The following is a 24,352-nucleotide window of genomic DNA, read 5'->3' on the forward strand; positions in this document are numbered from 1 at the left end:
GAATTATTATTTAGATTTAACTGCAGATTTAACAGTAACTAGAGATTTTCTAGCTCCTGGCACGTTACCTTTTACTAATAAAAGATTGCGTTCTGCGTCAACTTTAACGATTGATAAGTTTTGCACAGTGATGCGCTCTCCACCCATACGTCCTGGTAATAATTTACCTTTGAATACGCGGTTTGGAGCTACAGGACCCATTGAACCTGGGCGACGGTGGTAGCGAGAACCATGAGACATAGGTCCGCGAGATTGTCCGTGGCGTTTAATAGCACCTTGGAAACCTTTACCTTTTGAGATTCCTGTTACATCAATTACATCGCCTTCTGCGAAAATATCAACCTTGACTTCTTGACCAACTTCATATGCTGAAGCGTCCACACCGCGTAACTCACGGATGAAGCGCTTAGGAGCAGTATTAGCTTTAGTAGCATGTCCTTTTGCAGGTTTGTTAGATAGTTTTTCACGGATATCTTCGAAACCTAATTGGATTGCTTCGTAACCGTCTGTCTCAGCGTTTTTAACTTGAAGAACTACGTTAGCAGAAGCTTCAATTACTGTTACTGGGATCAAGTCACCATTTTCAGCAAATACTTGAGTCATACCGATCTTTCTTCCTAAGATTCCTTTGGCCATTAGTCACACCTCCTAAGTATCTTTTCATTCTTTATTTTAAATTAAAGTTTAATTTCGATATCTACACCAGATGGTAAGTCTAAACGCATTAATGAATCAACAGTTTGTGGTGTTGGATTCACGATATCAATTAAGCGTTTATGCGTGCGCATTTCGAACTGCTCACGAGAATCTTTATATTTGTGTACTGCACGTAGAATTGTATAAATTGATTTTTCAGTCGGTAATGGAATCGGACCAGATACAGCCGCACCAGAACGTTTTGCAGTTTCTACGATTTTCTCAGCAGATTGATCAAGAATTCTGTGATCATATGCTTTTAAACGAATGCGAATTTTTTCTTTTGCCATTATTTTCCCTCCTTTTTCGCCTATTTTACAATAGACATTCTCCGCGGAAATTTCCCCACACTCGCCATGGCAAAGCGGCCGGGTGTGTCGGCAACCTTCCGCATCATCGCAGTCAAAGACCAACATTTTTATTATACTAAAAATGGGTTCATATTGCAACAATAAAGTTAAAAAACTTTTTTATGTGTCGCACACTTTTTTCATTATATATAAAAGGAGATCATTTTGCAAGTGTAATAGTAAAAACTATCTTTACCTTTTATCACCAAATAAAAAAGGAGTAGGTTACCCTACTCCCTTTACTGAAACGAGAAATTACTCGCTGATTTTAGCTACAACGCCAGCGCCTACTGTACGTCCACCTTCACGGATTGAGAATTTAGTACCTTCTTCAATCGCGATTGGAGCGATAAGTTCAACAGTCATTTCGATGTTGTCGCCAGGCATTACCATTTCTACGCCTTCAGGTAAGTTACAAATACCAGTTACATCAGTTGTACGGAAGTAGAACTGTGGACGGTAGTTTGTGAAGAATGGAGTGTGACGTCCACCTTCGTCTTTAGAAAGAACGTATACTTCAGCAGTAAATTTAGTGTGTGGAGTGATTGAGCCTGGTTTAGCTAATACTTGTCCACGTTGGATTTCTTCACGTGCTACACCACGAAGTAAAGCACCGATGTTGTCGCCAGCTTCAGCATAGTCAAGAAGCTTACGGAACATTTCTACACCTGTTACAGTAGTAGATTTTGGCTCTTCAGTTAAACCGATGATGTCGATAACGTCACCAACTTTAACTTGTCCACGCTCTACACGACCTGTAGCAACTGTACCACGACCAGTGATTGAGAATACGTCCTCAACTGGCATCATGAATGGTTTTTCAGTGTCACGTTCTGGAGTTGGGATGTACTCATCAACAGCGTCCATAAGCTCGATGATTTTAGCTTCCCAATCAGCTTCGCCTTCAAGAGCTTTAAGAGCAGAACCTTTGATTACTGGTACATCGTCACCAGGGAAGTCGTATTCAGAAAGAAGGTCACGTACTTCCATTTCTACTAATTCAAGTAGCTCTTCGTCGTCTACCATGTCACATTTGTTTAAGAATACAACTAGGTAAGGTACACCTACTTGACGAGAAAGAAGGATGTGCTCACGAGTTTGTGGCATTGGACCATCAGCAGCAGATACTACTAAGATACCGCCATCCATTTGAGCAGCACCAGTGATCATGTTTTTAACATAGTCAGCATGTCCTGGGCAGTCAACGTGTGCATAGTGACGAGTGTCAGTTTCGTACTCAACGTGTGCAGTTGAGATTGTGATTCCACGCTCGCGCTCTTCTGGAGCAGCGTCGATCATGTCGTAAGCCATTGCTGCACCTTTACCACTTTTCTTAGCAAGAACAGTAGTGATAGCAGCTGTTAAAGTTGTTTTACCATGGTCAACGTGACCAATTGTACCGATATTGGCATGTGTTTTTGAACGGTCGAATTTTTCCTTAGCCATTCGAAAATCCTCCTTAAAATTCATGTAGTTTATGTTTTATGAGGCCGTGAAAGGGAATGAACTCCACTTTCACAGCGTACATAAGTAGTTATACTTCAATAAAGAGTGAAAATCAATTATTCACCTTTATTTTTTTTAATAATTTCTTCTGAAATTGATTTAGGAACTTCTTCGTAGTGATCGAAGTGCATAGAATATGTTCCGCGACCTTGAGTGTTTGAACGTAATGCAGTTGCATAACCAAACATTTCAGAAAGTGGAACGAATGCACGTACAACTTGAGCGTTACCGCGTGCTTCCATACCTTCTACACGTCCACGACGAGACGTAATGTCACCCATGATATCTCCTAAGTATTCGTCAGGGATAACAACTTCTACCTTCATCATTGGTTCAAGGATAGCTGGGTTACATTTTGATACTGCGTTTTTAAGAGCCATAGAAGCGGCAATTTTAAACGCCATCTCACTTGAGTCAACGTCATGGTAAGATCCATCAACTAAAGCAGCTTTGATATCGATTAATGGATAACCAGCAAGAACACCGTTTTGTAATGCATCTTCAAGACCAGCTTGAACTGCAGGGATGTATTCACGTGGAACTACACCACCAACGATTTTGTTCTCAAATTCAAAGCCTTTTCCTTCTTCGTTAGGTTCGAACTCAATCCAAACGTGACCGAATTGTCCACGACCACCAGATTGACGAGCGAATTTACCTTCAACTTTCGCACCAGCGCGGAAAGTTTCACGGTAAGCTACTTGAGGAGCACCAACGTTTGCTTCTACTTTGAATTCGCGACGCATACGGTCAACGATGATATCAAGGTGAAGCTCACCCATACCAGAGATGATGATTTGACCAGTCTCTGTATTAGTTTCCGCACGGAAAGTTGGGTCTTCTTCTTGTAACTTTTGAAGAGCTGTAGTCATTTTATCTTGGTCAGCTTTTGATTTTGGCTCAACAGATAAAGAGATAACTGGCTCTGGGAATTCCATAGACTCAAGAATTACAAGACTCTTTTCGTCACATAGAGTATCACCAGTAGAAGTATCTTTTAATCCTACAGCTGCCGCGATATCTCCAGCGTATACTTCAGAAATCTCTTCACGAGAGTTAGCATGCATTTGTAGGATACGACCTACACGCTCACGCTTACCTTTTGTAGAGTTTTTGATGTATGAACCAGAGCTTAGTACACCAGAGTACACACGGAAGAATGTTAATTTACCAACATAAGGGTCCGTCATAACTTTGAACGCTAATGCTGAGAAAGGAGCGTTGTCGCTAGACTCACGCGTAACTTCTTCTTCTGTGTCAGGTACGATACCTTGGATTGATGGTACATCAACTGGAGATGGTAGGTAGTCAATTACTGCATCTAGCATTAATTGTACACCTTTGTTTTTGAATGCTGAACCACAGATAACTGGGTAGAATTCAACGTCACAAGTACCTTTACGGATACCAGCTTTTAGTTCTTCAACTGTAAGCTCGCCTTCGTCTAAGTACTTCATCATTAATTCTTCGTCAAGTTCTGCAACAGCTTCTACTAGGCTTGCACGGTATTCTTCAGCTTGCTCTTTGTATTCCTCAGGAATTTCACGAGATTCTGAACGAGTACCTAAGTCATCTTCGTAGAAGTATGCTTTCATTTCCACAAGGTCAATGATTGCTTCGAAGTCATCTTCAGCACCGATTGGCAACTGAATTGGGTGAGCATTTGCACCTAAACGATCGTGGATCGTTTTTACAGAGTACAAGAAGTCAGCACCAATTTTGTCCATTTTGTTAACGAATACGACACGGGGAACACCGTACGTAGTCGCTTGACGCCATACTGTTTCTGTTTGAGGCTCAACACCAGATTGAGCATCAAGAACTGCCACAGCGCCATCAAGTACACGTAATGAACGCTCAACTTCAACAGTGAAGTCTACGTGTCCAGGAGTATCGATGATGTTAACGCGGTGACCTTTCCAAGAAGCAGTTGTCGCAGCAGACGTGATAGTGATACCACGTTCTTGCTCTTGCTCCATCCAGTCCATTTGTGAAGCTCCTTCATGAGTTTCACCAATTTTATGGATACGGCCAGTATAATAAAGAACACGCTCAGTTGTTGTTGTTTTACCAGCATCAATATGAGCCATGATCCCAATATTACGAGTGTTTTCTAAGGAGAACTCTCTTGCCATCTTAGGTATTTCTCCTTCCATATTATAATTTGTTTTTTAAAAGGTTTCGTTAAAAGATTACCAACGGTAATGAGCAAATGCTTTGTTAGCTTCTGCCATTTTGTGAGTATCTTCACGTTTCTTAACTGCAGCACCAGTGTTGTTAGCTGCATCAAGGATTTCGTTAGCTAAACGCTCTTCCATCGTTTTTTCTCCACGAAGACGAGCATAGTTTACTAACCAACGAAGACCTAAAGTAGTACGACGCTCTGGACGTACTTCTACAGGAACTTGGTAGTTAGAACCCCCTACACGGCGTGCTCTAACTTCTAGTACAGGCATGATGTTTTTAAGAGCTTGGTCGAATACTTCCATAGCTTCTTTACCACTGCGCTCTTGTACTAAATCGAATGCTCTATAAAGAATAGCTTGTGACTTACCGCGCTTTCCATCAAGCATCATTTTGTTGATTAAGCGAGATACAAGCTTAGAATTGTAAATCGGATCTGGTAATACGTCTCTTTTTGCAACAGGTCCCTTACGTGGCATTCTACTTCCTCCTTTCACTTTTAAAAGTTTATCTATTAATTGTTAAGCTATTATTTTTTAGCTGCTTTTGGTCGCTTAGTACCATATTTAGAACGACCTTGCATACGGCCATCCACACCAGCAGTATCAAGTGCACCACGTACGATATGGTAACGTACCCCTGGTAAATCTTTTACACGTCCACCGCGGATAAGTACCACGCTGTGTTCTTGTAAGTTGTGACCAATACCTGGGATATAAGCTGTTACCTCGATACCGTTTGTTAAACGTACACGAGCATATTTACGAAGAGCCGAGTTCGGTTTCTTCGGTGTCATAGTACCCACACGTGTACATACACCACGTTTTTGTGGAGAAGATTGGTTAGTTTGAGCTTTTTTGAAGCTGTTGTAACCTCTGTTTAAAGCAGGTGAGTCAGATTTTTTACCTTTACTCACACGACCATTACGGATTAATTGGTTAATAGTAGGCATTTAATTTTTCCTCCTTTCGCCTTTTGTAAGACCACACATCCAGGTGGTTCATTTTTTAGCAAAAAACAAAGTCTTTGAAACTAAAAGTTCAAAAACGTGTTAACTAATAATTGCAACAGTTGCAGCGTTAACTTCTATCCTACAAGCTTGACCAAGCTTTCGCATAGAAGGGACATACGTATACGGAACGTTTTCTTGCTGTGCTGTTCTTGCCACAATGGATGTGACATAAAAATCAGCGTCTTCAGCAATGATGACTTCCTTTACTGTACCTTTTTTTAATGCTTTCACCGTCTGCTTTGTTCCTACAATAATATGATCAGCCTGTAATACTTTTTCATAAGACATTATCATATCCTCCAAAGTAACAGGTAGTTTATAGGAGCACCTTTGATATAGTATCATTCCCTAGAATGGATGTCAACTAACGTTTTGTAGTTTTTTTAAAAAACATCCATTCTAGAGTAATGATTTTATAATTAGTCGATTGTTACCGTTTCTTCAGCTTGGTTTTTGATCGGTTCAGCATTACGATATCTCGTCATACCTGTACCAGCCGGAACTAGCTTACCAATGATAACATTCTCTTTAAGTCCAAGCAACTCATCACGTTTTCCTTTGATTGCAGCATCCGTAAGAACACGCGTTGTTTCTTGGAACGATGCAGCAGATAAGAAGGAATCAGTTTCAAGAGATGCTTTTGTAATACCAAGTAATACAGGACGGCCTGTCGCTGGACGATTGCCTTCAAGTAATACTTTTTCATTTGCATCAGTGAATTGGTGAATATCAAGTAATGAACCTGGTAATACATCTGTATCTCCTGAATCCATTACGCGCACTTTACGAAGCATTTGGCGAACCATTACCTCTACGTGTTTATCTCCAATTTCTACCCCTTGCATACGATATACTTTTTGCACCTCACGAAGCAAGTACTCTTGTACAGCCGTGATGTCTTTTACTTTTAGTAATTCTTTAGGATCAATTGAACCTTCTGTTAATTCTTGACCACGTGCAATGCGCTGTCCTTCAATAACTTTCAGACGTGCACTGTACGGAGCTGTGTAAGAACGAGTTTCAATCTCTCCTTGAACAGTAATTTCATGTTGACGATCGCGTCCTTCAGAAATGCCGGCAATTGTACCTTCAATTTCAGAAATAACGGCTTGACCTTTAGGGTTACGCGCTTCGAAGATCTCTTGGATACGCGGTAAACCTTGAGTGATATCGTCTCCAGCAACCCCACCTGTATGGAATGTACGCATCGTTAACTGTGTACCTGGCTCACCGATAGATTGAGCAGCGATGATACCAACTGCTTCACCCACTTCAACTTCTGAACCAGTTGCAAGGTTACGACCATAACATTTTTTACATACACCGTGGCGAGTGTTACAAGTGAATGCAGAACGAATCCATACTTCTTCAACACCAGCATCCACAATTGTTTCAGCTAGGTCTTCTGTAATTAGTTCGTTTTCTTTCACTAACACTTCGTTTGTTCCTGGGTGAAGTAATGTTTTTCTTGCATAACGTCCAATTAGACGCTCATCAAGTTTCTCAATTTCTTCTGTTCCTTCTTTGATTGCAACAGCCAGAATACCGCGGTCTGTACCGCAGTCGTCATCACGTACGATAACGTCTTGTGCCACGTCAACCAAACGACGAGTAAGGTAACCTGAGTCAGCTGTTTTAAGAGCCGTATCGGCAAGACCTTTACGTGCACCATGGGTAGAGATAAAGTACTCTAATACTGTTAAACCTTCACGGAAACTAGATTTGATTGGTAACTCAATGATACGACCAGACGGGTTGGCCATTAGTCCACGCATACCTGCAAGCTGAGTGAAGTTAGATGCGTTACCACGGGCACCAGAGTCACTCATCATGAAGATTGGGTTGCGTTTGTCCAATGACGCCATTAATTTACCTTGGATAACGTCTTTCGCGCTACTCCATACAGAGATAACACGCTCATAACGCTCATCTTCAGTAATTAAACCGCGACGGAATTGTTTTAGTACGTTATCTACTTTAGCCTGCGCTTCTGTTAAGATAACTTCTTTCTCTCCTAAAACCACGATATCAGCTACACCAACTGTAATACCGGCTTTAGTAGAATATTTGAAACCTAGGTCTTTCATACGGTCAAGCATTTTAGAAGTCTCAGTAATTTTGAAACGTTTAAATACTTCAGCGATAATATTACCTAAGATTTTTTTCTTAAACGGTGCGATAGCCGGTTGATTCTTGATGAATTCCTTCACATCTGCACCTTTTTCAACAAAATACTTCTCAGGAGTTTTCACTTCTAAATTTTCTCTTGTTGGTTCGTTAATGTATGGGAACGATTTTGGTAAAATTTCGTTGAAAACTAATTTACCAACCGTTGTAACAAGCAACTGTTGATTTTGTGCTTCTGTAAACGTTTCGTTGTTTAAAGAACCTGCATACACACCTACACGTGTATGAAGATGCACATAACCGTTTTGGTACGCTAATAGTGCTTCATTTGTATCCTTGAATACCATACCTTCTCCAACTGCCTCTTCACGCTCAAGCGTTAAGTAGTAGTTACCTAATACCATATCCTGTGAAGGTGTAACAACTGGTTTACCATCTTTAGGGTTCAAGATATTTTGAGCAGCAAGCATTAAGATACGTGCTTCTGCTTGTGCTTCTGCAGATAATGGAACGTGAACCGCCATTTGGTCACCGTCAAAGTCAGCGTTATATGCTGTACATACAAGCGGGTGAAGACGGATAGCGCGACCTTCTACAAGCGTAGGTTCAAATGCTTGAATACCTAGTCTGTGTAGCGTTGGTGCACGGTTTAAAAGAACTGGATGCTCTTTAATAACCGATTCTAATACGTCCCATACTTCAGGTTGCACGCGTTCAATTTTACGCTTTGCACTCTTGATGTTATGAGCTAAACCGCGTTCAACAAGCTCTTTCATTACGAAAGGTTTGAAAAGCTCTAACGCCATTTCTTTTGGAAGACCACATTGATACATCTTTAAGTTCGGACCTACAACGATTACCGAACGGCCAGAGTAGTCAACACGTTTACCTAATAAGTTTTGACGGAAGCGACCTTGCTTACCTTTTAACATGTGAGAAAGAGATTTTAATGGACGGTTACCTGGTCCTGTTACCGGACGTCCGCGACGACCATTATCGATTAATGCATCTACAGCTTCTTGAAGCATACGCTTTTCGTTTTGAACGATAATGCTAGGAGCTCCAAGGTCTAATAAACGCTTTAAGCGGTTGTTACGGTTAATTACACGGCGATATAAATCATTTAGATCAGACGTAGCAAAGCGTCCACCATCTAATTGAACCATTGGACGAAGTTCTGGCGGAATAACCGGTAGAACGTCTAAAATCATCCAAGAAGGTTCGTTACCAGAATGACGGAAAGCCTCTAGTACTTCTAAACGTTTAATGGCACGTGTACGACGTTGACCTTGAGCAGTTTTCAATTCTTCTTTCAAAGCATCTACTTCTTTATCAAGATCGATGTCATGCAATAATTTCTTAACAGCTTCAGCACCCATTGCTGCATGGAAAGTTTGTCCGTACTTCTCACGATACGCACGGTATTCTTTCTCTGATAAAAGCTGTTTCTTTTCAAGTGGTGTATCACCAGCATCTGTTACTACATAAGAAGCAAAATAAATGATTTCCTCTAGCGCACGAGGGGACATGTCTAAGACAAGTCCCATGCGGCTAGGAATACCTTTAAAGTACCAAATATGAGAAACAGGTGCAGCTAGTTCGATATGACCCATGCGTTCACGACGAACTTTTGCGCGCGTAACTTCTACGCCGCAACGATCACATACAACACCTTTATAACGAACGCGCTTATATTTTCCGCAGTGACATTCCCAGTCCTTTTGTGGACCAAAAATACGCTCACAGAATAAGCCGTCTTTTTCAGGTTTTAACGTACGATAGTTGATCGTTTCAGGTTTTTTTACCTCACCGTACGACCAAGAACGAATTTTATCTGGCGAAGCTAGACCGATTTTCATATACTCAAAGTTATTTACATCTAGCAAGGAGCCTACCTCCCTTTTAATCTACAGGTTTTTTCCCTTAACGTTTATATGAAAGTAATTCCTTACTCTTTTGTGACAGGATCTTTTTGTCCTTCAGAAAGGCTTTCTTCGTTATCAGCAATAATTGATTCTGTTGGTTGCTCATGGTCCTCTTCTGAGTCCATGATATCAATTTCTTGCTCGTCAGCAGAAAGCATCTTCACATCCATACCTAAACTTTGTAGTTCTTTAATTAATACTTTGAACGATTCAGGTATGCCAGGTTCTGGAATGTTTTCACCTTTAACAATTGCTTCGTATGTTTTCACACGACCTACTACGTCATCTGATTTCACTGTTAAGATCTCTTGTAATGTGTAAGCAGCACCGTATGCTTCAAGTGCCCATACTTCCATCTCACCAAAACGCTGTCCACCGAACTGCGCTTTACCACCAAGTGGTTGTTGTGTAACAAGTGAGTATGGTCCAGTAGAACGAGCGTGAAGTTTATCGTCTACCATGTGAGCAAGTTTGATCATGTACATGATTCCTACTGATACACGGTTATCGAATGGTTCACCTGTTCGACCATCATATAGAACTGTTTTAGCATCACGAGACATGCCAGCTTCTTCGATTGTTGCCCAAACATCTTCCTCACGCGCACCATCAAATACTGGGGACGCAACGTGAATGCCAAGCTTACGAGCAGCCATACCTAAATGAAGCTCTAGCACCTGACCGATGTTCATACGAGATGGTACCCCTAATGGGTTTAACATGATGTCAATTGGCGTACCGTCTGGTAGATAAGGCATATCTTCTTCAGGTAAAATACGTGAAATTACACCTTTGTTACCGTGACGACCGGCCATTTTGTCACCTTCAGAAATTTTACGCTTCTGAACAATATATACACGGACTAATTGGTTTACACCTGGTGGTAATTCGTCGCCATCTTCACGGTTGAAGACTTTAACATCAAGAATGATTCCACCGCCGCCGTGCGGTACACGAAGAGAAGTATCACGAACTTCACGCGCTTTTTCACCGAAAATAGCGTGTAGAAGACGTTCTTCAGCTGTTAGTTCTGTTACACCTTTTGGCGTTACTTTACCAACTAAAAGATCTCCGTCTTTTACTTCTGCACCAATGCGGATGATTCCACGCTCATCTAAGTTGCGAAGCGCATCTTCACCTACGTTTGGAATGTCACGCGTAATTTCTTCAGGTCCAAGCTTCGTATCACGAGACTCAGATTCATATTCTTCAATATGAACAGACGTATATACATCATCTTTCACAAGGCGTTCACTCATGATGATGGCATCCTCATAGTTATAACCATCCCATGTCATGAAACCAACCATTACGTTTCGTCCTAAAGCAAGCTCACCTTTTTCCATTGAAGGACCGTCGGCTAAGATCTCACCTTTTACTACTTCGTCGCCAACTGAAACAATTGGACGCTGGTTGTAACAAGTACCTTGGTTAGAACGAACAAATTTTAATAATTTGTATTGATCTAAGTTACCTTTAACTTTTTGTCCGTCTACTTCTTCATAGCGGCGAACAAAAATTTGTTTTGCTTCTACGCGCTCTACAACGCCAGGATATTTACAAATCACGGCTGCACCAGAGTCTTTACCAGATACGTATTCCATACCTGTACCTACGATTGGTGCTTCAGGATTTAATAAAGGTACTGCTTGACGTTGCATGTTCGCACCCATTAATGCACGGTTAGAGTCATCGTTCTCTAAGAATGGGATACATGCTGTAGCGGCAGATACAACTTGTTTTGGTGATACATCCATATAATCTAAACGATCGCGACGGATAACCGTGTTTTCTCCACGGAAACGTGCAACGACATTTTCATCTAAGAATGAACCATCATTACCTAGACGAGCGTTCGCTTGGGCTACAACATAGTTATCTTCTTCATCAGCTGTTAAGTAGTCAATTCGCTCTGTCACTTTACCTGTTTCAGGATCGATACGACGGTAAGGTGTTTCGATGAAACCGAATTTGTTTACTTTTGCATAAGAAGATAGTGAGTTGATTAACCCGATATTCGGACCCTCTGGCGTTTCAATCGGACACATACGGCCATAGTGGGAGTAGTGAACGTCACGCACTTCGAAACCAGCGCGCTCACGAGTTAAACCACCAGGTCCTAGAGCTGAAAGACGACGTTTGTGCGTCAATTCGCCTAATGGATTCGTTTGATCCATGAACTGTGATAATTGAGAACTTCCAAAGAACTCTTTAATCGCCGCAATAACTGGGCGAATATTAATTAATTGTTGAGGTGTGATTGTATTCGTGTCTTGAATTGACATTCTTTCACGAACAACACGTTCCATACGAGATAAACCGATACGGAATTGATTTTGTAACAATTCACCTACAGAACGCAGACGACGGTTACCTAAGTGGTCGATATCATCTGTGTCTCCTACTTGATGAAGCAAGTTAAAGAAGTAACTGATTGATGCTAAAATATCAGCAGGCGTGATATTTTTAACTTCTTCTGTTACATATGCGTTACCTGATACAGTGATGACTTTTTCACCTTCTGGATCATTTGGCGCATAAATCTTAATAGATTGTAATGTAACATCGTCTTCTACTACTCCACCAACCGGACTATAAGTTTTGAAGTTTACTCCACCTTCAAGCATCGGAATCAAGCGATCTAGCAGACGGCGGTCAATCATTGCGCCTTTTTCTGCAATAATTTCACCTGTTTCAGGATCAACTAATGTTTCAGCTAGCTTTTGATTAAATAAGCGATGTTTGATATGAAGCTTTTTATTAATTTTATAGCGACCTACGTTCGCTAAGTCATATCGTTTTGGGTCAAAGAAGCGAGATACTAATAGAGACTTCGCATTCTCAACTGTCGGTGGTTCACCCGGACGTAAACGCTCATAGATTTCTAATAGCGCTTTTTCCGTTGTTTCCGTATTATCTTTTTCAAGCGTATTACGGATGTATTCATTATCACCGATTAAATCGATAATCTCTTGGTCAGAACCGAAACCTAGCGCGCGTAACAGCACTGTTACTGGCAGTTTACGAGTACGATCAATACGCACGTATACTACATCTTTTGCATCAGTTTCATATTCTAGCCATGCACCACGGTTAGGGATAACAGTTGCTGTATATCCTTTTTTACCGTTTTTATCAAGCTTTCCACTATAGTAAACACTTGGTGAACGAACCAACTGTGATACGATAACGCGCTCAGCACCATTAATTACAAAGGTACCTGTTTCGGTCATCAATGGGAAATCTCCCATGAACACATCTTGGTCTTTTACTTCACCTGTTTCTTTATTAATTAACCGCACCTTAACACGAAGAGGTGCTGCATAAGTTACATCACGTTCTTTGGACTCTCCTACTGAATACTTTGGCTCACCTAAGCTGTAATCAATAAATTCTAGTGATAAGTTACCTGTAAAATCATCAATTGGAGAAATATCTTGGAACATTTCTCGTAAACCTTCATCTAAAAACCATTGGTATGAAGCCGTTTGAATCTCGATTAAGTTCGGTAACTCTAAAACTTCACTAATACGAGCATAACTTCTGCGTTGGCGGTGGCGTCCATACTGAACTAGTTGACCTGTCAACTGATTCACCCCTCAAATCAAGCGTTATTATTCAAAATATATAATAAACCATATGTTTATTATTGAACAAAAGAAAAATGGTCTCTTTAAATAGAAAACCACAATTTCATAAAAACGTACTATTGATTTTATTAGTTTTTCCCATATAATTCAAAATTATACCTTTTATTTTATGTATAACCCGAGCTTATATGGAATATTTATATATTGGCATTTTATAATGCTAACATACTAAAAAATATTAGTCAACATTTTTTAGCACATATGATATAATACCCTTTTTTCTTTTCTACTACTTCTACTTCATTAAATAGAGATTCTAATTTCGCAAGAGCAGATGGCGCTCCTTGCTTTTTCTGAATCACAATCCAAAGTTCTCCTTGGCCAGCAAGGTGATCTAATGATTTTTCTAGAATTTCATGAACAACTTTTTTACCCGCACGGATCGGCGGATTACTAAGAATAGCTGCAAAATTCGTTTCCTTCACATTTTCATAGCAAGAGCTTTGATAGATTGAAACATTTGATACTGAATTAACTTCAGCATTTTTTTGAGCTAGTGCTAATGCACGTTCATTAACATCAACCATATGAACGTTCCTTTGGCTGTCCTCTTTTGCAAGTGCCAACCCAATTGGGCCATATCCGCATCCAACATCCAGAAGCGGGCCGGGACTCTCGGGCATTTGAAACGTTTCAATTAACAGGCGCGATCCAAAATCGATCTCTTTTTTTGAAAAAACACCGCGGTCACTCGTAAATGAAAAAGAGGTTCCTCTCAATTCAAATGAAAAGCGCTCTTCATTACTTGCAGACGATGGTGTATTAGAAAAATAATGTTCTGTCAAAATAGAACCTCCTAATCAATATGTTCTTCTTTACTATAAATGAAAAGGATGACAGAAGCAAAAAAGCTCGCTTGTACAAGCGAGCTTTTTTATATCAGTTGTTAAGCAATAATTACTTAACTTCTACAGAAGCGCCAACTTCTTCAAGTTTAGCTTTTGCTTCTTCAGCTTCTTCTTTAGAAATACCTTCTTTAAGAGCTTTTGGAGCGTTATCAACGATTTCTTTAGCTTCTTTTAAGCCAAGACCAGTGATTTCACGTACTACTTTGATAACTTTGATTTTTTGTCCGCCAGCACTTTCAAGTACTAGGTCAAATTCAGTTTTCTCAGCAGCAGCTTCACCAGCAGCACCGCCAGCTACAGCTACAGGAGCAGCAGCAGTTACGCCAAATTCTTCTTCGATTGCTTTTACTAAATCGTTAAGTTCTAAAACAGTCATATTTTTAACTGCTTCAATGATTTGTTCTTGAGTCATTGTTAATTTCCTCCTTGTGATTGTGTTATATATAACAGACTAGATTATGCACCTTGTTCTTCTTTTTGATCTGCCACAGCTTTTGTAGCAAGAGCAAGGTTGCGAATTGGAGCTTGAAGCACGCTAAGCAACATAGAAAGTAAGCCTTCGCGAGATGGTAGTTCTGCAAGTGCTTTAATTTCTTCAACAGATGCAACATTACCTTCAATTACACCAGCTTTGATTTCTAACGCTTCGTGTTCTTTCGCGAAGTTGTTTAGAATTTTAGCTGGAGCAACAACATCTTCTCCACCAAATGCGATTGCATTTGGACCTACTAACGCATCATTAAGATCTGTTAGTTCAAGTTTTTCTACAGCACGGCGAGTTAAAGTGTTTTTGTAAACTTTGAACTCAATGCCTGCTTCACGTAATTGCTTACGAAGTTCAGTAACTTCAGCAACATTCAAACCACGGTAGTCAACGACAACTATTGAGTTACTCGCTTGAAGTTTTTCAGCAATTTCGTCTACGACTTGTTTCTTTTGTTCAATTACGTTGCTCATCTTTACACCTCCTGTAGATTTCCTTCCGTACACTCAGACAAGGTGCAATAAAAAACCTCCATGACAATAAAGACATGGAGGTGTAGTAAGCGAACCATAACGTTTCACTAATTTATCTCACACACCTCGGTAGGAAATTAAGCTTTGCAGCACCTACTGTCTACGGTACAAATGTTATTCTTTTTAACAACATTATCTATTATAATCAGGGACTTTCAAAAAGTCAACACCGATTTATTTCCAAATTTATTAAGCAGAGAATGAAGCAGTATCAACTTTGATACCAGGGCCCATTGTTGAAGTAACAGCTACGTTCTTCATGTATGTGCCTTTTGCTGCTGCCGGCTTAGCTTTTACCATAGTTTCGAAGATTGTAGTGAAGTTTTCAACTAACTTGCTCTCTTCGAAAGATACTTTACCGATTGGTACGTGGATGTTACCAGCTTTATCAACGCGGTATTCTACTTTACCAGCTTTGATTTCGTTAACTGCTTTTTGAACATCAAATGTTACTGTACCAGTTTTAGGGTTTGGCATTAAACCTTTAGGTCCTAATACACGACCAAGTTTACCAACTTCACCCATCATATCTGGAGTAGCTACGATTACATCGAACTCGAACCAACCTTGTTGGATTTTGTTGATGTAGTCAGCATCGCCAACATAGTCAGCGCCTGCAGCTTCAGCCTCTTTAGCTTTTTCGCCTTTAGCGAATACTAATACACGTTGAGTTTTACCTGTACCGTTTGGTAGTACTACTGCACCACGAATTTGTTGGTCAGCTTTCTTAGGGTCAACTCCTAAACGGAATGCTACTTCTACAGTTGCATCAAATTTAGTTGTGTTTGTTTTCTTTACTAATTCAATCGCTTCTTGTACTGAATAAGTTTGTGTACGATCTACAAGCTTAGCAGCTTCAACGTACTTTTTACCTTTTTTAGCCATTTTTGTTTCCTCCTTATGTGGTTTTAACGGAATAACCTCCCACTAATAAAGGTTGCGAGCATAGGAAAAATTCCATTTCTCGCAACCTTCTAACACCCAATCAAATGGAATTAGTCTTCAACTACGATTCCCATACTGCGCGCTGTACCTTCTACCATGCGCATTGCAGATTCAACGCTAGCAGCGTTTAAGTCAGGCATTTTAGTTTCAGCAATCTCACGCACTTTGTCACGCTTGACTGTTGCAACTTTATTACGGTTTGGTTCACCAGAACCAGACTCAATACCAGCCGCTTTCTTAAGTAGTACAGCAGCAGGTGGAGTTTTCGTAATAAATGTAAATGAACGGTCTTCAAATACCGTGATTTCAACAGGAATGATAAGACCAGCTTGATCAGCTGTGCGAGCGTTAAACTCCTTACAGAAACCCATGATGTTAACACCGGCTTGACCTAATGCAGGACCAACTGGTGGCGCTGGATTTGCTTTACCTGCAGGAATTTGTAACTTAACAAGTTTAATTACTTTTTTAGCCACGAGACACACCTCCTTAAGTCCGTGATGTGGTAATAGGGCGATGCCCTCCCACTCAATGTTCTTTATATATAAAATAAAGAAATAGTTGTTTTAGTCTCTAGTTTTGAGACATACTGACTTATGAAATATTAACATTAAACTTCATGAATTGCAAGGTCTTACAGATTATATTTTTTCAATTTGTGTAAAGTCTAGCTCTACTGGCGTTTGTCTTCCGAACATATCCACATGAACCTTAACTTTACGTTTATCTGTATCGATTTCTTCAATGGTACCTTCGAAGTTTGCAAACGGACCTTCTTGAACCAATACTGTTTCTTTTAGTTCAAAGTCAAAGTCAGCATGCTTCTCGTCCATGCCCATTTGTTTTAAGATCATTTCTACTTCTTCTGGTAGAAGAGCAGTTGGCTTTGAGCCAGAACCTGCTGAACCTACAAAGCCCGTAACGCCAGGTGTATTACGAACTACATACCATGAATCATCCGTCATGATGATTTCAACTAACACGTACCCTGGAAATACTTTTTTCTTTGTAATCTTTTCTTTGTTGTTCTTAATTTCTCTTTCTTCTTCTTCAGGAACAACAACGCGGAAAATTTTATCTTGCATACCCATTGTTTCTACGCGCTTTTCTAAATTTGTTTTTACTTTATTTTCATATCCAGAATAAGTATGGACTACATACCAATTTTTCTCCATTTCTGAGGACTATACGTCCTTCCCTCCCAGCTCACTATAAAATAAGATGTCCTAATCTATTGCACAGACAACGCACTAGGAAAATAGTTGACTCCTAGCACAATCATTCTTAAAGCAAATTAAAAAACCCGTCTCCGGGCTTTTCTGAAAAAAACATAATTTAGCTTTATTATACCATGATTTAAGTCAATTTATTCAAGGGATTAAACGAATAAGTGACGAAATTCCGTAATCAACTACTACAAAAAAGAGTGTCATAAATACAACTGTAGAAATAACAGTAATTGTATAACGAGTTAGCTCATTTTTTTTAGGCCAACTTACCTTCTTCATCTCACGCCCAACATCACGCAAGAAATTTCCTACACGGTTCATGTTTGTAACCTCCAATAAATTAAAAGGGGTATTAGTCTGTGCAGATTATTGATCTACTTTGTTTCACGATGAATCGTATGTGCGTTACACGTTTTGCAAAACTTCTTCATTTCTAAACGCTCTTCATTTTGCTGTGTGTTTTTCATAGTCGTATAGTTACGACTAGCGCATTGCACACACGCAAGTACAACTTTTTTACGCATAATGTCAACCACCTATAGAGTGATAATGTCTATAAAAAAGTATCACAGACTTTCTTAGCATGTCAATATGAGGATAGAAGGCTACATTGTGATTTCACGAATCTCGAGGTAGCGCTCTAATTTCCTCTTCACACGCTGAAGTGCATTATCGATGGATTTGACGTGGCGGTTTAACTCTTCTGAAATCTCTTGATAAGATTGACCATCTAAATAAAGAACGAGAACTTTTCGCTCAAGATCACTTAAAAGTTCAGCCATCTTTAATTCAATATCATCAAACTTCTCTCGATTAATGAGCAACTCTTCTGGATTTGCTACTTTTGTCCCCGAAATAACATCCATTAAGGTTCGGTCGGACTCTTCATCATATATTGGCTTGTCCAATGATACATAAGAGTTTAATGGAATATGTTTTTGCCTTGTTGCGGTTTTAATAGCGGTAATAATTTGCCTGGTAATGCAAAGTTCAGCAAAAGCTTTAAACGAAGTTAGCTTATCTTCTCTAAAATCTCTAATTGCCTTATATAACCCTATCATACCTTCTTGTACAATATCTTCACGGTCTGCCCCAATTAAAAAATATGACCGCGCCTTTGCTCGCACAAAGTTTTTGTATTTATGAATCAAATACTCTAATGCGTCAATATCGCCTTTATGCACAAGATCGACAACTGTTTCATCCTCTTGTTGTTCGAAATGAGCATGCAGTTTTCTCCCATAATTATCGCCCATATCGATCCCCCCGACCGCACAGTAGATAGAAATATTATACAGTAGCTAATTCCGTACCGTCAATAACCTCACCGCTGTCCCCGACGCCATTTTTCGAAAATTTCGGCTACTTGATTGGAAAGTTGAATGCGTGCCGCTGGCTTTTGATTTTGAATAGACTTCACATCAAGATTAATATGTTTCTCAATCTGCTCAATTTCGTTGTACAATTCTCGAGCAGAAATTCTGAGCGCACCTTGTCCAAAGATTGCCCACTGCTCCGTGAAATCAGATGTAGCAACATGAATCTGTGTCTTTACATTGTTTAGCTCTTGAGCCAGCTTTTCAATGTACTCATCCGCTGTTTCATTTTCTCTTGTAAATACAACGTCAACCTTATGATTTTTTGCCTTCTTTTCAATTCCTTCGACCATATGAGCATCGAAGACAATAATGACACGGTACCCCATATATGCTTGATACTCTGCCATCTTTTCGATTAACAGGTCTCGAGCACCGGCTAAATCATTATCTCTAAGCTTTCTTAGGTCGGGCCACGCACCTATCATGTTATAACCATCCACCAGTAGAATATCCATTCTTATTCACCTAGAGGATGGCGTTTTCGGTAAACCTCATACATGAGAAGACTAGCTGCTACAGATGCATTTAACGATGTAACATGCCCAACCATTGGAAGTTGTACAAGGAAGTCGCATTTTTCACGAATCAAACGACTCATGCCTTTTCCTTCGCTTCCAATCACTAACGTAAGCGGCATACCTCCATCTAAGTTGCGATAATCATCGCTTTCTTTCGCATCTGTTCCAACAATCCATACGCCTCGATCTTTTAATTCATCAATTGTCCTTGATAGGTTTGTTACCCTTGCTACGGGAACATGTTCAATCGCTCCTGTAGAGGCCTTAGCTACAGTGGCCGTTAATCCAACTGAACGGCGCTTTGGAATAATAATACCGTGTGCGCCAACGGCATCGGCTGTTCGCATAATAGAACCTAAATTATGGGGATCTTCAAGCTCATCTAGCAGAAGAAAAAACGGACTTTCATTACGTTTTTCCGCTAAGTTAAATAAATCATCTAACTCTGCATATTGATAAGCAGCAACTTGTGCAGCTACTCCTTGATGAATACCGTCTACCATTTGTTCAATTTTCTTTTTCGGTACAAACTGCACCAATACACCATTACGTTTTGCTAACTGCGTGATTTGCCCCATAGAACCGCCTTGCGATCCTTCGGCAATCCATAGTTTGTTAATGTCACGCCCAGACTTTAGGGCTTCTAGGACCGGGTTACGTCCAATGATAAATTCATGTTCCATGATTCATTCCTCCCTCTCCTTCATCGACGAAAGAGATAGCTTTAGTAATAAATTCCATCATTCTTTCTTCTTCACCTAAAAGATACAAATAGCCTACGACCGCTTCAAATGCCGTACTGTAGCGATACGTTTGCACATCTGTGTTTTTAGGGACTGTACCGGACTTTGCATTGCGTCCTCGGCGCAGTACACCTTCTTCTTCTTCAGTAAAAAAGTTTTCATTTTTAAAATAATATACGATTTGCGCTTGTGCTTTTGCTGATACGTATTTTTTAGCTTTATTATGAAGCTGGTTAGGGCGCACTGTCCCTAACACCAGCAGATGGCGGCGAACATGTAAATCAAACACCGCATCACCCATATAAGCAAGAGCTAAGCTATTTAGCTGTTTTACATCTAATTTACTGCTGCTCATAACACTATTATCCTCTTTTCCATCTTGTTCCTTGCGCCGTATCTTCTAAAATAATATTTTTAGCCTTTAATTCATCTCGAATTTGATCTGCTAACTGGAAATTACGATCTTTACGAGCCTGAATACGATCTTGGATCAATTGATCAATTTCTTCGTCTAGAAGTTCAGCTTCTCCAAACGTAATGCCTATTGCAGCACCTAATTCTTTAAACTCTTTAATAAAGGCTTCAATTACATCTGTAGACGTTGTTTGTTCTAATAAATACAAGTTAGCTTGCTTTGCTAGCTCGAACAGAACAGAAATGGCATTTGCCGTATTAAAATCATCATCCATCTCTTCAACAAACGTTTCGCGAAGCTCTTTTAGCTTTTCGAACCATTCTGAAGCATCTTCTTGAAGATTTGTTGCTGCCTCTAGACGGTGAGTTAAGTTGCCGTAAGCTGTTTGCAGACGCTCAAACCCTTTGCGCGTATTCTCTAAAGTTTCTTCGTTATAGTTAATTGGGTGACGATAGTGAACAGATAAAATAAAGAATCGAAGTAGGGACGGATCATGCTTTTTAATAATGTCATGAACTAACACGAAGTTCCCTAGTGATTTAGACATCTTTTCATTATCAATATTGATATATCCGTTATGAAGCCAGTATTTCGCAAACGATTTCCCAGTGAGCGCTTCTGATTGGGCAATTTCATTTTCGTGATGAGGGAAAGCTAAATCCTGACCGCCTGCGTGGATATCAATTGTATCACCTAAATACTTGCGTGCCATCGCAGAGCACTCGATATGCCAGCCTGGTCTTCCTTGACCCCAAGGGCTATCCCATGCGATTTCTCCATCTTTGGTTGCTTTCCAAAGAGTAAAGTCTAATGGATCTTCTTTCTTTTCTCCAACTTCGATACGAGCACCGGATTGCAATTCATCAATAGATTGATGTGATAATTTTCCGTATCCTTCAAACTTACGTGTACGATAGTATACATCACCCTCTGACTCATATGCATATCCTTTTCTCACCAGTTCATCAATGAACTCAATAATGATATCCATATTTTCAGTTACGCGTGGATGCACATCGGCATGCTTGCATCCAAGAGCTGACGTATCTTCAAAGTAAGCATCGATAAAGCGGTTTGCGATCGTTGGAACATCTTCTCCTAACTCTTTTGCTGCCTTAATTAATTTATCATCTACATCTGTGAAGTTTGAGACATACTCTACATCGTAGCCTCTAAATTCTAAATAGCGGCGCACCGTATCAAATACGATTGCAGGACGCGCATTTCCAATATGAATATAGTTATACACGGTCGGTCCGCACACGTACATTTTGACTTTGTTTTCTTCTAGAGGTACGAATGTCTCTTTTTGACGTGTTAACGTGTTATATAGCTTAATTGCCATGGTGAATCTTCCCTTCTTTTAATTCCTTTAATTGATTTTGCAGGTGTAAAATTTCTTTCTCTAGCTGTTTAAAACGCTCTGCATCTGGATCTGGCAAATCTTGATGATTCAAATCTTTTGGAATCCGGACGCCATTTTGAATGACGACTCGGCCAGGGATACCAACAACCGTTGAGTTTTCTGGGACGTCATTTAACACAACTGAGCCCGCTCCAATTTTGGAGTGCGCATGAATCGTAATCGACCCTAGTACTTTAGCACCTGTTGCAATTAAGACATTGTCTTCGATCGTCGGGTGACGCTTTCCTTTTTCTTTCCCTGTTCCTCCGAGTGTTACTCCTTGATATACTGTTACATTATCTCCAATTTCGCACGTTTCCCCAATCACAATTCCCATTCCATGGTCAATAAAAAAGCGGCGGCCAATTTTCGCACCCGGATGGATTTCAATCCCTGTGAAGAATCGGCTAATTTGTGAGATTACACGTGCCAGAAAAAACCACTTTCTTTTAAAAAGCCCGTGAGCGAATCTATGTGCCCAAATAGCATGCAACCCCGAATAGGTTAATATCACTTCAATATAACTTCTTGCTGCAGGATCTTGTTCAAATATGGCTTCAATGTCTTCCTTTAACAATTTTAGCATCATCTCACCCCAATTCCGCTATTCCTCTATCTACTCATTGATTGTATAAAAAAACGCCCCTATGTCAAATGACACAGAGACGTATATACGCGGTTCCACTCTGTTTGGATCAACAAACGATCCCAACTCTTCTCTCATAACGTGAAAGTACCCGCTTTTGCCTACTTACTTTAGCAGCATTCAACAAAAGACTCAAAGGCGCACTTCAACAAGTTTTGTCATAGGTTACTTTCAGCCGGTGATAACCCTCTCTGATATGCAATGAACTTGCCTACTCTTCCTTCTCAACGATATCCATATTTGATTATTCTATCATATGGGCAAAATAGAAATTTGTTAACTATAAATGCTTTCTAGACGAGCTAAAACTGTTTCTTTCCCTAAAAGAGAAATAGCTTTTGGAAGCTCAGGACCGTGTGTTTCGCCTGTTGTTGCTACACGAATTGGCATAAATAGTTTTTTACCTTTTTGACCTGTTGCTTTTTGTACAGCCTTTGTTGCTGCCTTAATTTCATCAGCGCTGAATTCTTCTAAGGAAGAAATCTCTTCAGCAAATGTTTTTAACACTTCCGGTACTTGTTCTTCAGCAAGCACTGCTTTTGCTTCTTCACTGTAATCAATTTCTTTCTTAAAGAACATTTCAGTAAGTTCAACAATCTCAGCGCCAAAGCTCATTTGTTCTTGGTATAGAGCGACTAAGTCACGTACCCATTGTTCTGTTTCTGCATCGCGCGTTTCTTCAACTTTTCCAGCTTTCACTAAGTGAGGAACTGATAAAGCTACTACCTCGTCTAAATCCAATTGTTTCATGTATTGGTTGTTCATCCAACGTAATTTACTTGTATCAAATAGTGCTGGAGATTTTGATAAACGAGCTGGGTCAAAAATTTCAATGAACTGTTCTTTAGAGAAGATTTCTTCTTCTCCCACAGGTGACCAGCCAAGCATTGTAATAAAATTAAACAGTGCTTCCGGCAAGTAGCCTAATTCTTTATATTGCTCAATAAACTGAATGATTGACTCATCACGTTTACTTAGCTTACGGCGATTTTCATTTACGATTAATGTCATATGACCAAATACAGGAGGCGTCCAGCCTAAAGCTTCATACACAAGAATTTGCTTCGGTGTATTAGAGATATGGTCATCTCCGCGTAGAACATGTGTCATCTTCATTAGATAATCATCAATGGCTACAGCGTAATTATATGTTGGTGTACCGTCTTTTTTCACAATAACGAAGTCACCAATGCCTTCAGACTCAAATGATACTTCATCTTTGACAATATCATTCCATTTAATTTCTGTGTTGCTAGGAACACGGAAGCGAATGCTTGGCTCACGGCCTTCTGCTTCTAGTTCAGCACGCTGTTCAGCTGTTAAGTTACGGCACTTACCTGAATAGCGCGGCATTTGACTGTTCGCTTGCTGTTCTTCACGCTCTTTTTCAAGCTCTTCTGACGTACAGTAACAGTGATAAGCTAATCCTTTTTCAAGAAGTTCTTTCGTATATTTTTGATAGATTTCCGTACGTTCAGACTGGCGGTAAGGACCGTACTCGCCGCCTACGTCGATACTCTCATCCCATTCAATACCTAACCATTTTAAATAGCGCAGCTGACTTTCTTCTCCGCCTTCGATATTACGCTTTTGATCTGTATCTTCAATACGGATAATAAATTTACCGTTTTGATTTCGTGCAAATAAATAATTAAATAGTGCTGTTCTTGCATTCCCTATATGAAGATGTCCAGTTGGACTCGGGGCATAACGAACTCTTACTTCGCTTGACATAACTAAGATGACCTCCAATTTAA

General features: G+C 40.0%; 24 protein-coding genes and 2 other annotated features. All 24 genes read right to left on the bottom strand.

Features of this window, described 5'->3' with window-relative positions:
- Positions 1-6 precede the first annotated feature (6 nt).
- The 24 genes from rplC to gltX all read right to left on the bottom strand — a co-directional run bounded on the left by rplC (position 7) and on the right by gltX (position 24,329).
- A complete protein-coding gene (gene rplC / locus POF52_RS27125; RefSeq protein ID WP_013054927.1) occupies positions 7-636 on the bottom strand; it encodes a 50S ribosomal protein L3 in 630 nt (209 codons plus the stop codon).
- A gap of 41 nt (positions 637-677) precedes the next feature.
- Positions 678-986, bottom strand: a complete 309-nt coding sequence (gene rpsJ / locus POF52_RS27130) for a 30S ribosomal protein S10 (RefSeq protein WP_013054926.1) — start codon at positions 984-986, stop codon at positions 678-680.
- A gap of 315 nt (positions 987-1,301) precedes the next feature.
- A complete protein-coding gene (gene tuf / locus POF52_RS27135) occupies positions 1,302-2,492 on the bottom strand; it encodes an elongation factor Tu (RefSeq protein ID WP_013081371.1) in 1,191 nt (396 codons plus the stop codon).
- 116 nt (positions 2,493-2,608) lie between these two features.
- Complete coding sequence (gene fusA / locus POF52_RS27140; protein ID WP_013081370.1) at positions 2,609-4,687, bottom strand: elongation factor G; 2,079 nt, start codon at positions 4,685-4,687, stop codon at positions 2,609-2,611.
- A 57-nt stretch (positions 4,688-4,744) separates the two neighbouring features.
- Entirely contained in the window at positions 4,745-5,215 is a 471-nt protein-coding gene (gene rpsG, locus POF52_RS27145; protein WP_013054923.1) for a 30S ribosomal protein S7, read from the bottom strand.
- A 50-nt stretch (positions 5,216-5,265) separates the two neighbouring features.
- Complete coding sequence (rpsL, locus tag POF52_RS27150; RefSeq protein ID WP_013054922.1) at positions 5,266-5,688, bottom strand: 30S ribosomal protein S12; 423 nt, start codon at positions 5,686-5,688, stop codon at positions 5,266-5,268.
- A gap of 99 nt (positions 5,689-5,787) precedes the next feature.
- Positions 5,788-6,036, bottom strand: a complete 249-nt coding sequence (locus POF52_RS27155; RefSeq protein ID WP_271996712.1) for a 50S ribosomal protein L7ae-like protein — start codon at positions 6,034-6,036, stop codon at positions 5,788-5,790.
- A gap of 131 nt (positions 6,037-6,167) precedes the next feature.
- Complete coding sequence (rpoC, locus tag POF52_RS27160; RefSeq protein WP_013081369.1) at positions 6,168-9,761, bottom strand: DNA-directed RNA polymerase subunit beta'; 3,594 nt, start codon at positions 9,759-9,761, stop codon at positions 6,168-6,170.
- 62 nt (positions 9,762-9,823) lie between these two features.
- Positions 9,824-13,387, bottom strand: a complete 3,564-nt coding sequence (gene rpoB / locus POF52_RS27165) for a DNA-directed RNA polymerase subunit beta (RefSeq protein WP_271996716.1) — start codon at positions 13,385-13,387, stop codon at positions 9,824-9,826.
- A 245-nt stretch (positions 13,388-13,632) separates the two neighbouring features.
- The gene (locus POF52_RS27170) at positions 13,633-14,235 is read right to left on the bottom strand and encodes a class I SAM-dependent methyltransferase (protein WP_271996719.1); all 603 of its coding nucleotides are present in this window, start codon (positions 14,233-14,235) and stop codon (positions 13,633-13,635) included.
- A gap of 112 nt (positions 14,236-14,347) precedes the next feature.
- On the bottom strand, positions 14,348-14,710 hold the full coding sequence (gene rplL / locus POF52_RS27175) for a 50S ribosomal protein L7/L12 (protein WP_013054917.1): 363 nt from the start codon (positions 14,708-14,710) through the stop codon (positions 14,348-14,350).
- Between the two features lie 44 nt (positions 14,711-14,754).
- Entirely contained in the window at positions 14,755-15,255 is a 501-nt protein-coding gene (gene rplJ, locus POF52_RS27180; protein WP_013054916.1) for a 50S ribosomal protein L10, read from the bottom strand.
- 40 nt (positions 15,256-15,295) lie between these two features.
- Positions 15,296-15,439: a sequence feature (ribosomal protein L10 leader region), on the bottom strand.
- Positions 15,440-15,504: 65 nt separating this feature from the next.
- Positions 15,505-16,200, bottom strand: a complete 696-nt coding sequence (gene rplA, locus POF52_RS27185) for a 50S ribosomal protein L1 (RefSeq protein ID WP_013054915.1) — start codon at positions 16,198-16,200, stop codon at positions 15,505-15,507.
- A 110-nt stretch (positions 16,201-16,310) separates the two neighbouring features.
- Positions 16,311-16,736, bottom strand: coding sequence for a 50S ribosomal protein L11 (gene rplK, locus POF52_RS27190; protein WP_013054914.1), 426 nt, complete (start codon positions 16,734-16,736; stop codon positions 16,311-16,313).
- A 165-nt stretch (positions 16,737-16,901) separates the two neighbouring features.
- Positions 16,902-17,435 carry a transcription termination/antitermination protein NusG gene (gene nusG / locus POF52_RS27195; protein ID WP_013054913.1) on the bottom strand — a complete coding sequence of 178 codons (534 nt, stop codon included), beginning with the start codon at positions 17,433-17,435 and terminating at the stop codon, positions 16,902-16,904.
- A gap of 195 nt (positions 17,436-17,630) precedes the next feature.
- Positions 17,631-17,810 (bottom strand): preprotein translocase subunit SecE, encoded by a 180-nt coding sequence (gene secE / locus POF52_RS27200; RefSeq protein WP_013054912.1) that lies wholly within the window; start codon positions 17,808-17,810, stop codon positions 17,631-17,633.
- Positions 17,811-17,863: 53 nt separating this feature from the next.
- The gene (gene rpmG / locus POF52_RS27205) at positions 17,864-18,013 is read right to left on the bottom strand and encodes a 50S ribosomal protein L33 (protein WP_013081365.1); all 150 of its coding nucleotides are present in this window, start codon (positions 18,011-18,013) and stop codon (positions 17,864-17,866) included.
- Between the two features lie 81 nt (positions 18,014-18,094).
- The gene (gene sigH, locus POF52_RS27210; RefSeq protein WP_013054910.1) at positions 18,095-18,745 is read right to left on the bottom strand and encodes an RNA polymerase sporulation sigma factor SigH; all 651 of its coding nucleotides are present in this window, start codon (positions 18,743-18,745) and stop codon (positions 18,095-18,097) included.
- A 68-nt stretch (positions 18,746-18,813) separates the two neighbouring features.
- Complete coding sequence (locus POF52_RS27215; protein ID WP_013081364.1) at positions 18,814-19,323, bottom strand: NYN domain-containing protein; 510 nt, start codon at positions 19,321-19,323, stop codon at positions 18,814-18,816.
- 2 nt (positions 19,324-19,325) lie between these two features.
- Positions 19,326-20,069 carry a 23S rRNA (guanosine(2251)-2'-O)-methyltransferase RlmB gene (gene rlmB / locus POF52_RS27220; protein ID WP_013054908.1) on the bottom strand — a complete coding sequence of 248 codons (744 nt, stop codon included), beginning with the start codon at positions 20,067-20,069 and terminating at the stop codon, positions 19,326-19,328.
- Positions 20,059-20,484, bottom strand: a complete 426-nt coding sequence (locus POF52_RS27225) for a Mini-ribonuclease 3 (RefSeq protein WP_271996732.1) — start codon at positions 20,482-20,484, stop codon at positions 20,059-20,061. Before POF52_RS27225 ends, rlmB begins: the two co-directional genes overlap by 11 nt.
- 7 nt (positions 20,485-20,491) lie before the next feature.
- The gene (gene cysS / locus POF52_RS27230) at positions 20,492-21,889 is read right to left on the bottom strand and encodes a cysteine--tRNA ligase (protein ID WP_271996734.1); all 1,398 of its coding nucleotides are present in this window, start codon (positions 21,887-21,889) and stop codon (positions 20,492-20,494) included.
- Complete coding sequence (cysE, locus tag POF52_RS27235) at positions 21,879-22,535, bottom strand: serine O-acetyltransferase (protein WP_025753192.1); 657 nt, start codon at positions 22,533-22,535, stop codon at positions 21,879-21,881. The genes cysS and cysE overlap by 11 nt, the downstream gene beginning before the upstream one ends.
- Positions 22,536-22,607: 72 nt before the next feature.
- Positions 22,608-22,832 (bottom strand) — a binding site (T-box leader).
- 39 nt (positions 22,833-22,871) lie between these two features.
- Positions 22,872-24,329 (bottom strand): glutamate--tRNA ligase, encoded by a 1,458-nt coding sequence (gene gltX / locus POF52_RS27240; protein ID WP_271996737.1) that lies wholly within the window; start codon positions 24,327-24,329, stop codon positions 22,872-22,874.
- Between the last annotated feature and the right edge of the window lie 23 nt (positions 24,330-24,352).

It is taken from the genome of Priestia sp. AB, from assembly GCF_028369225.1.
Taxonomy (GTDB): domain Bacteria; phylum Bacillota; class Bacilli; order Bacillales; family Bacillaceae_H; genus Priestia; species Priestia megaterium.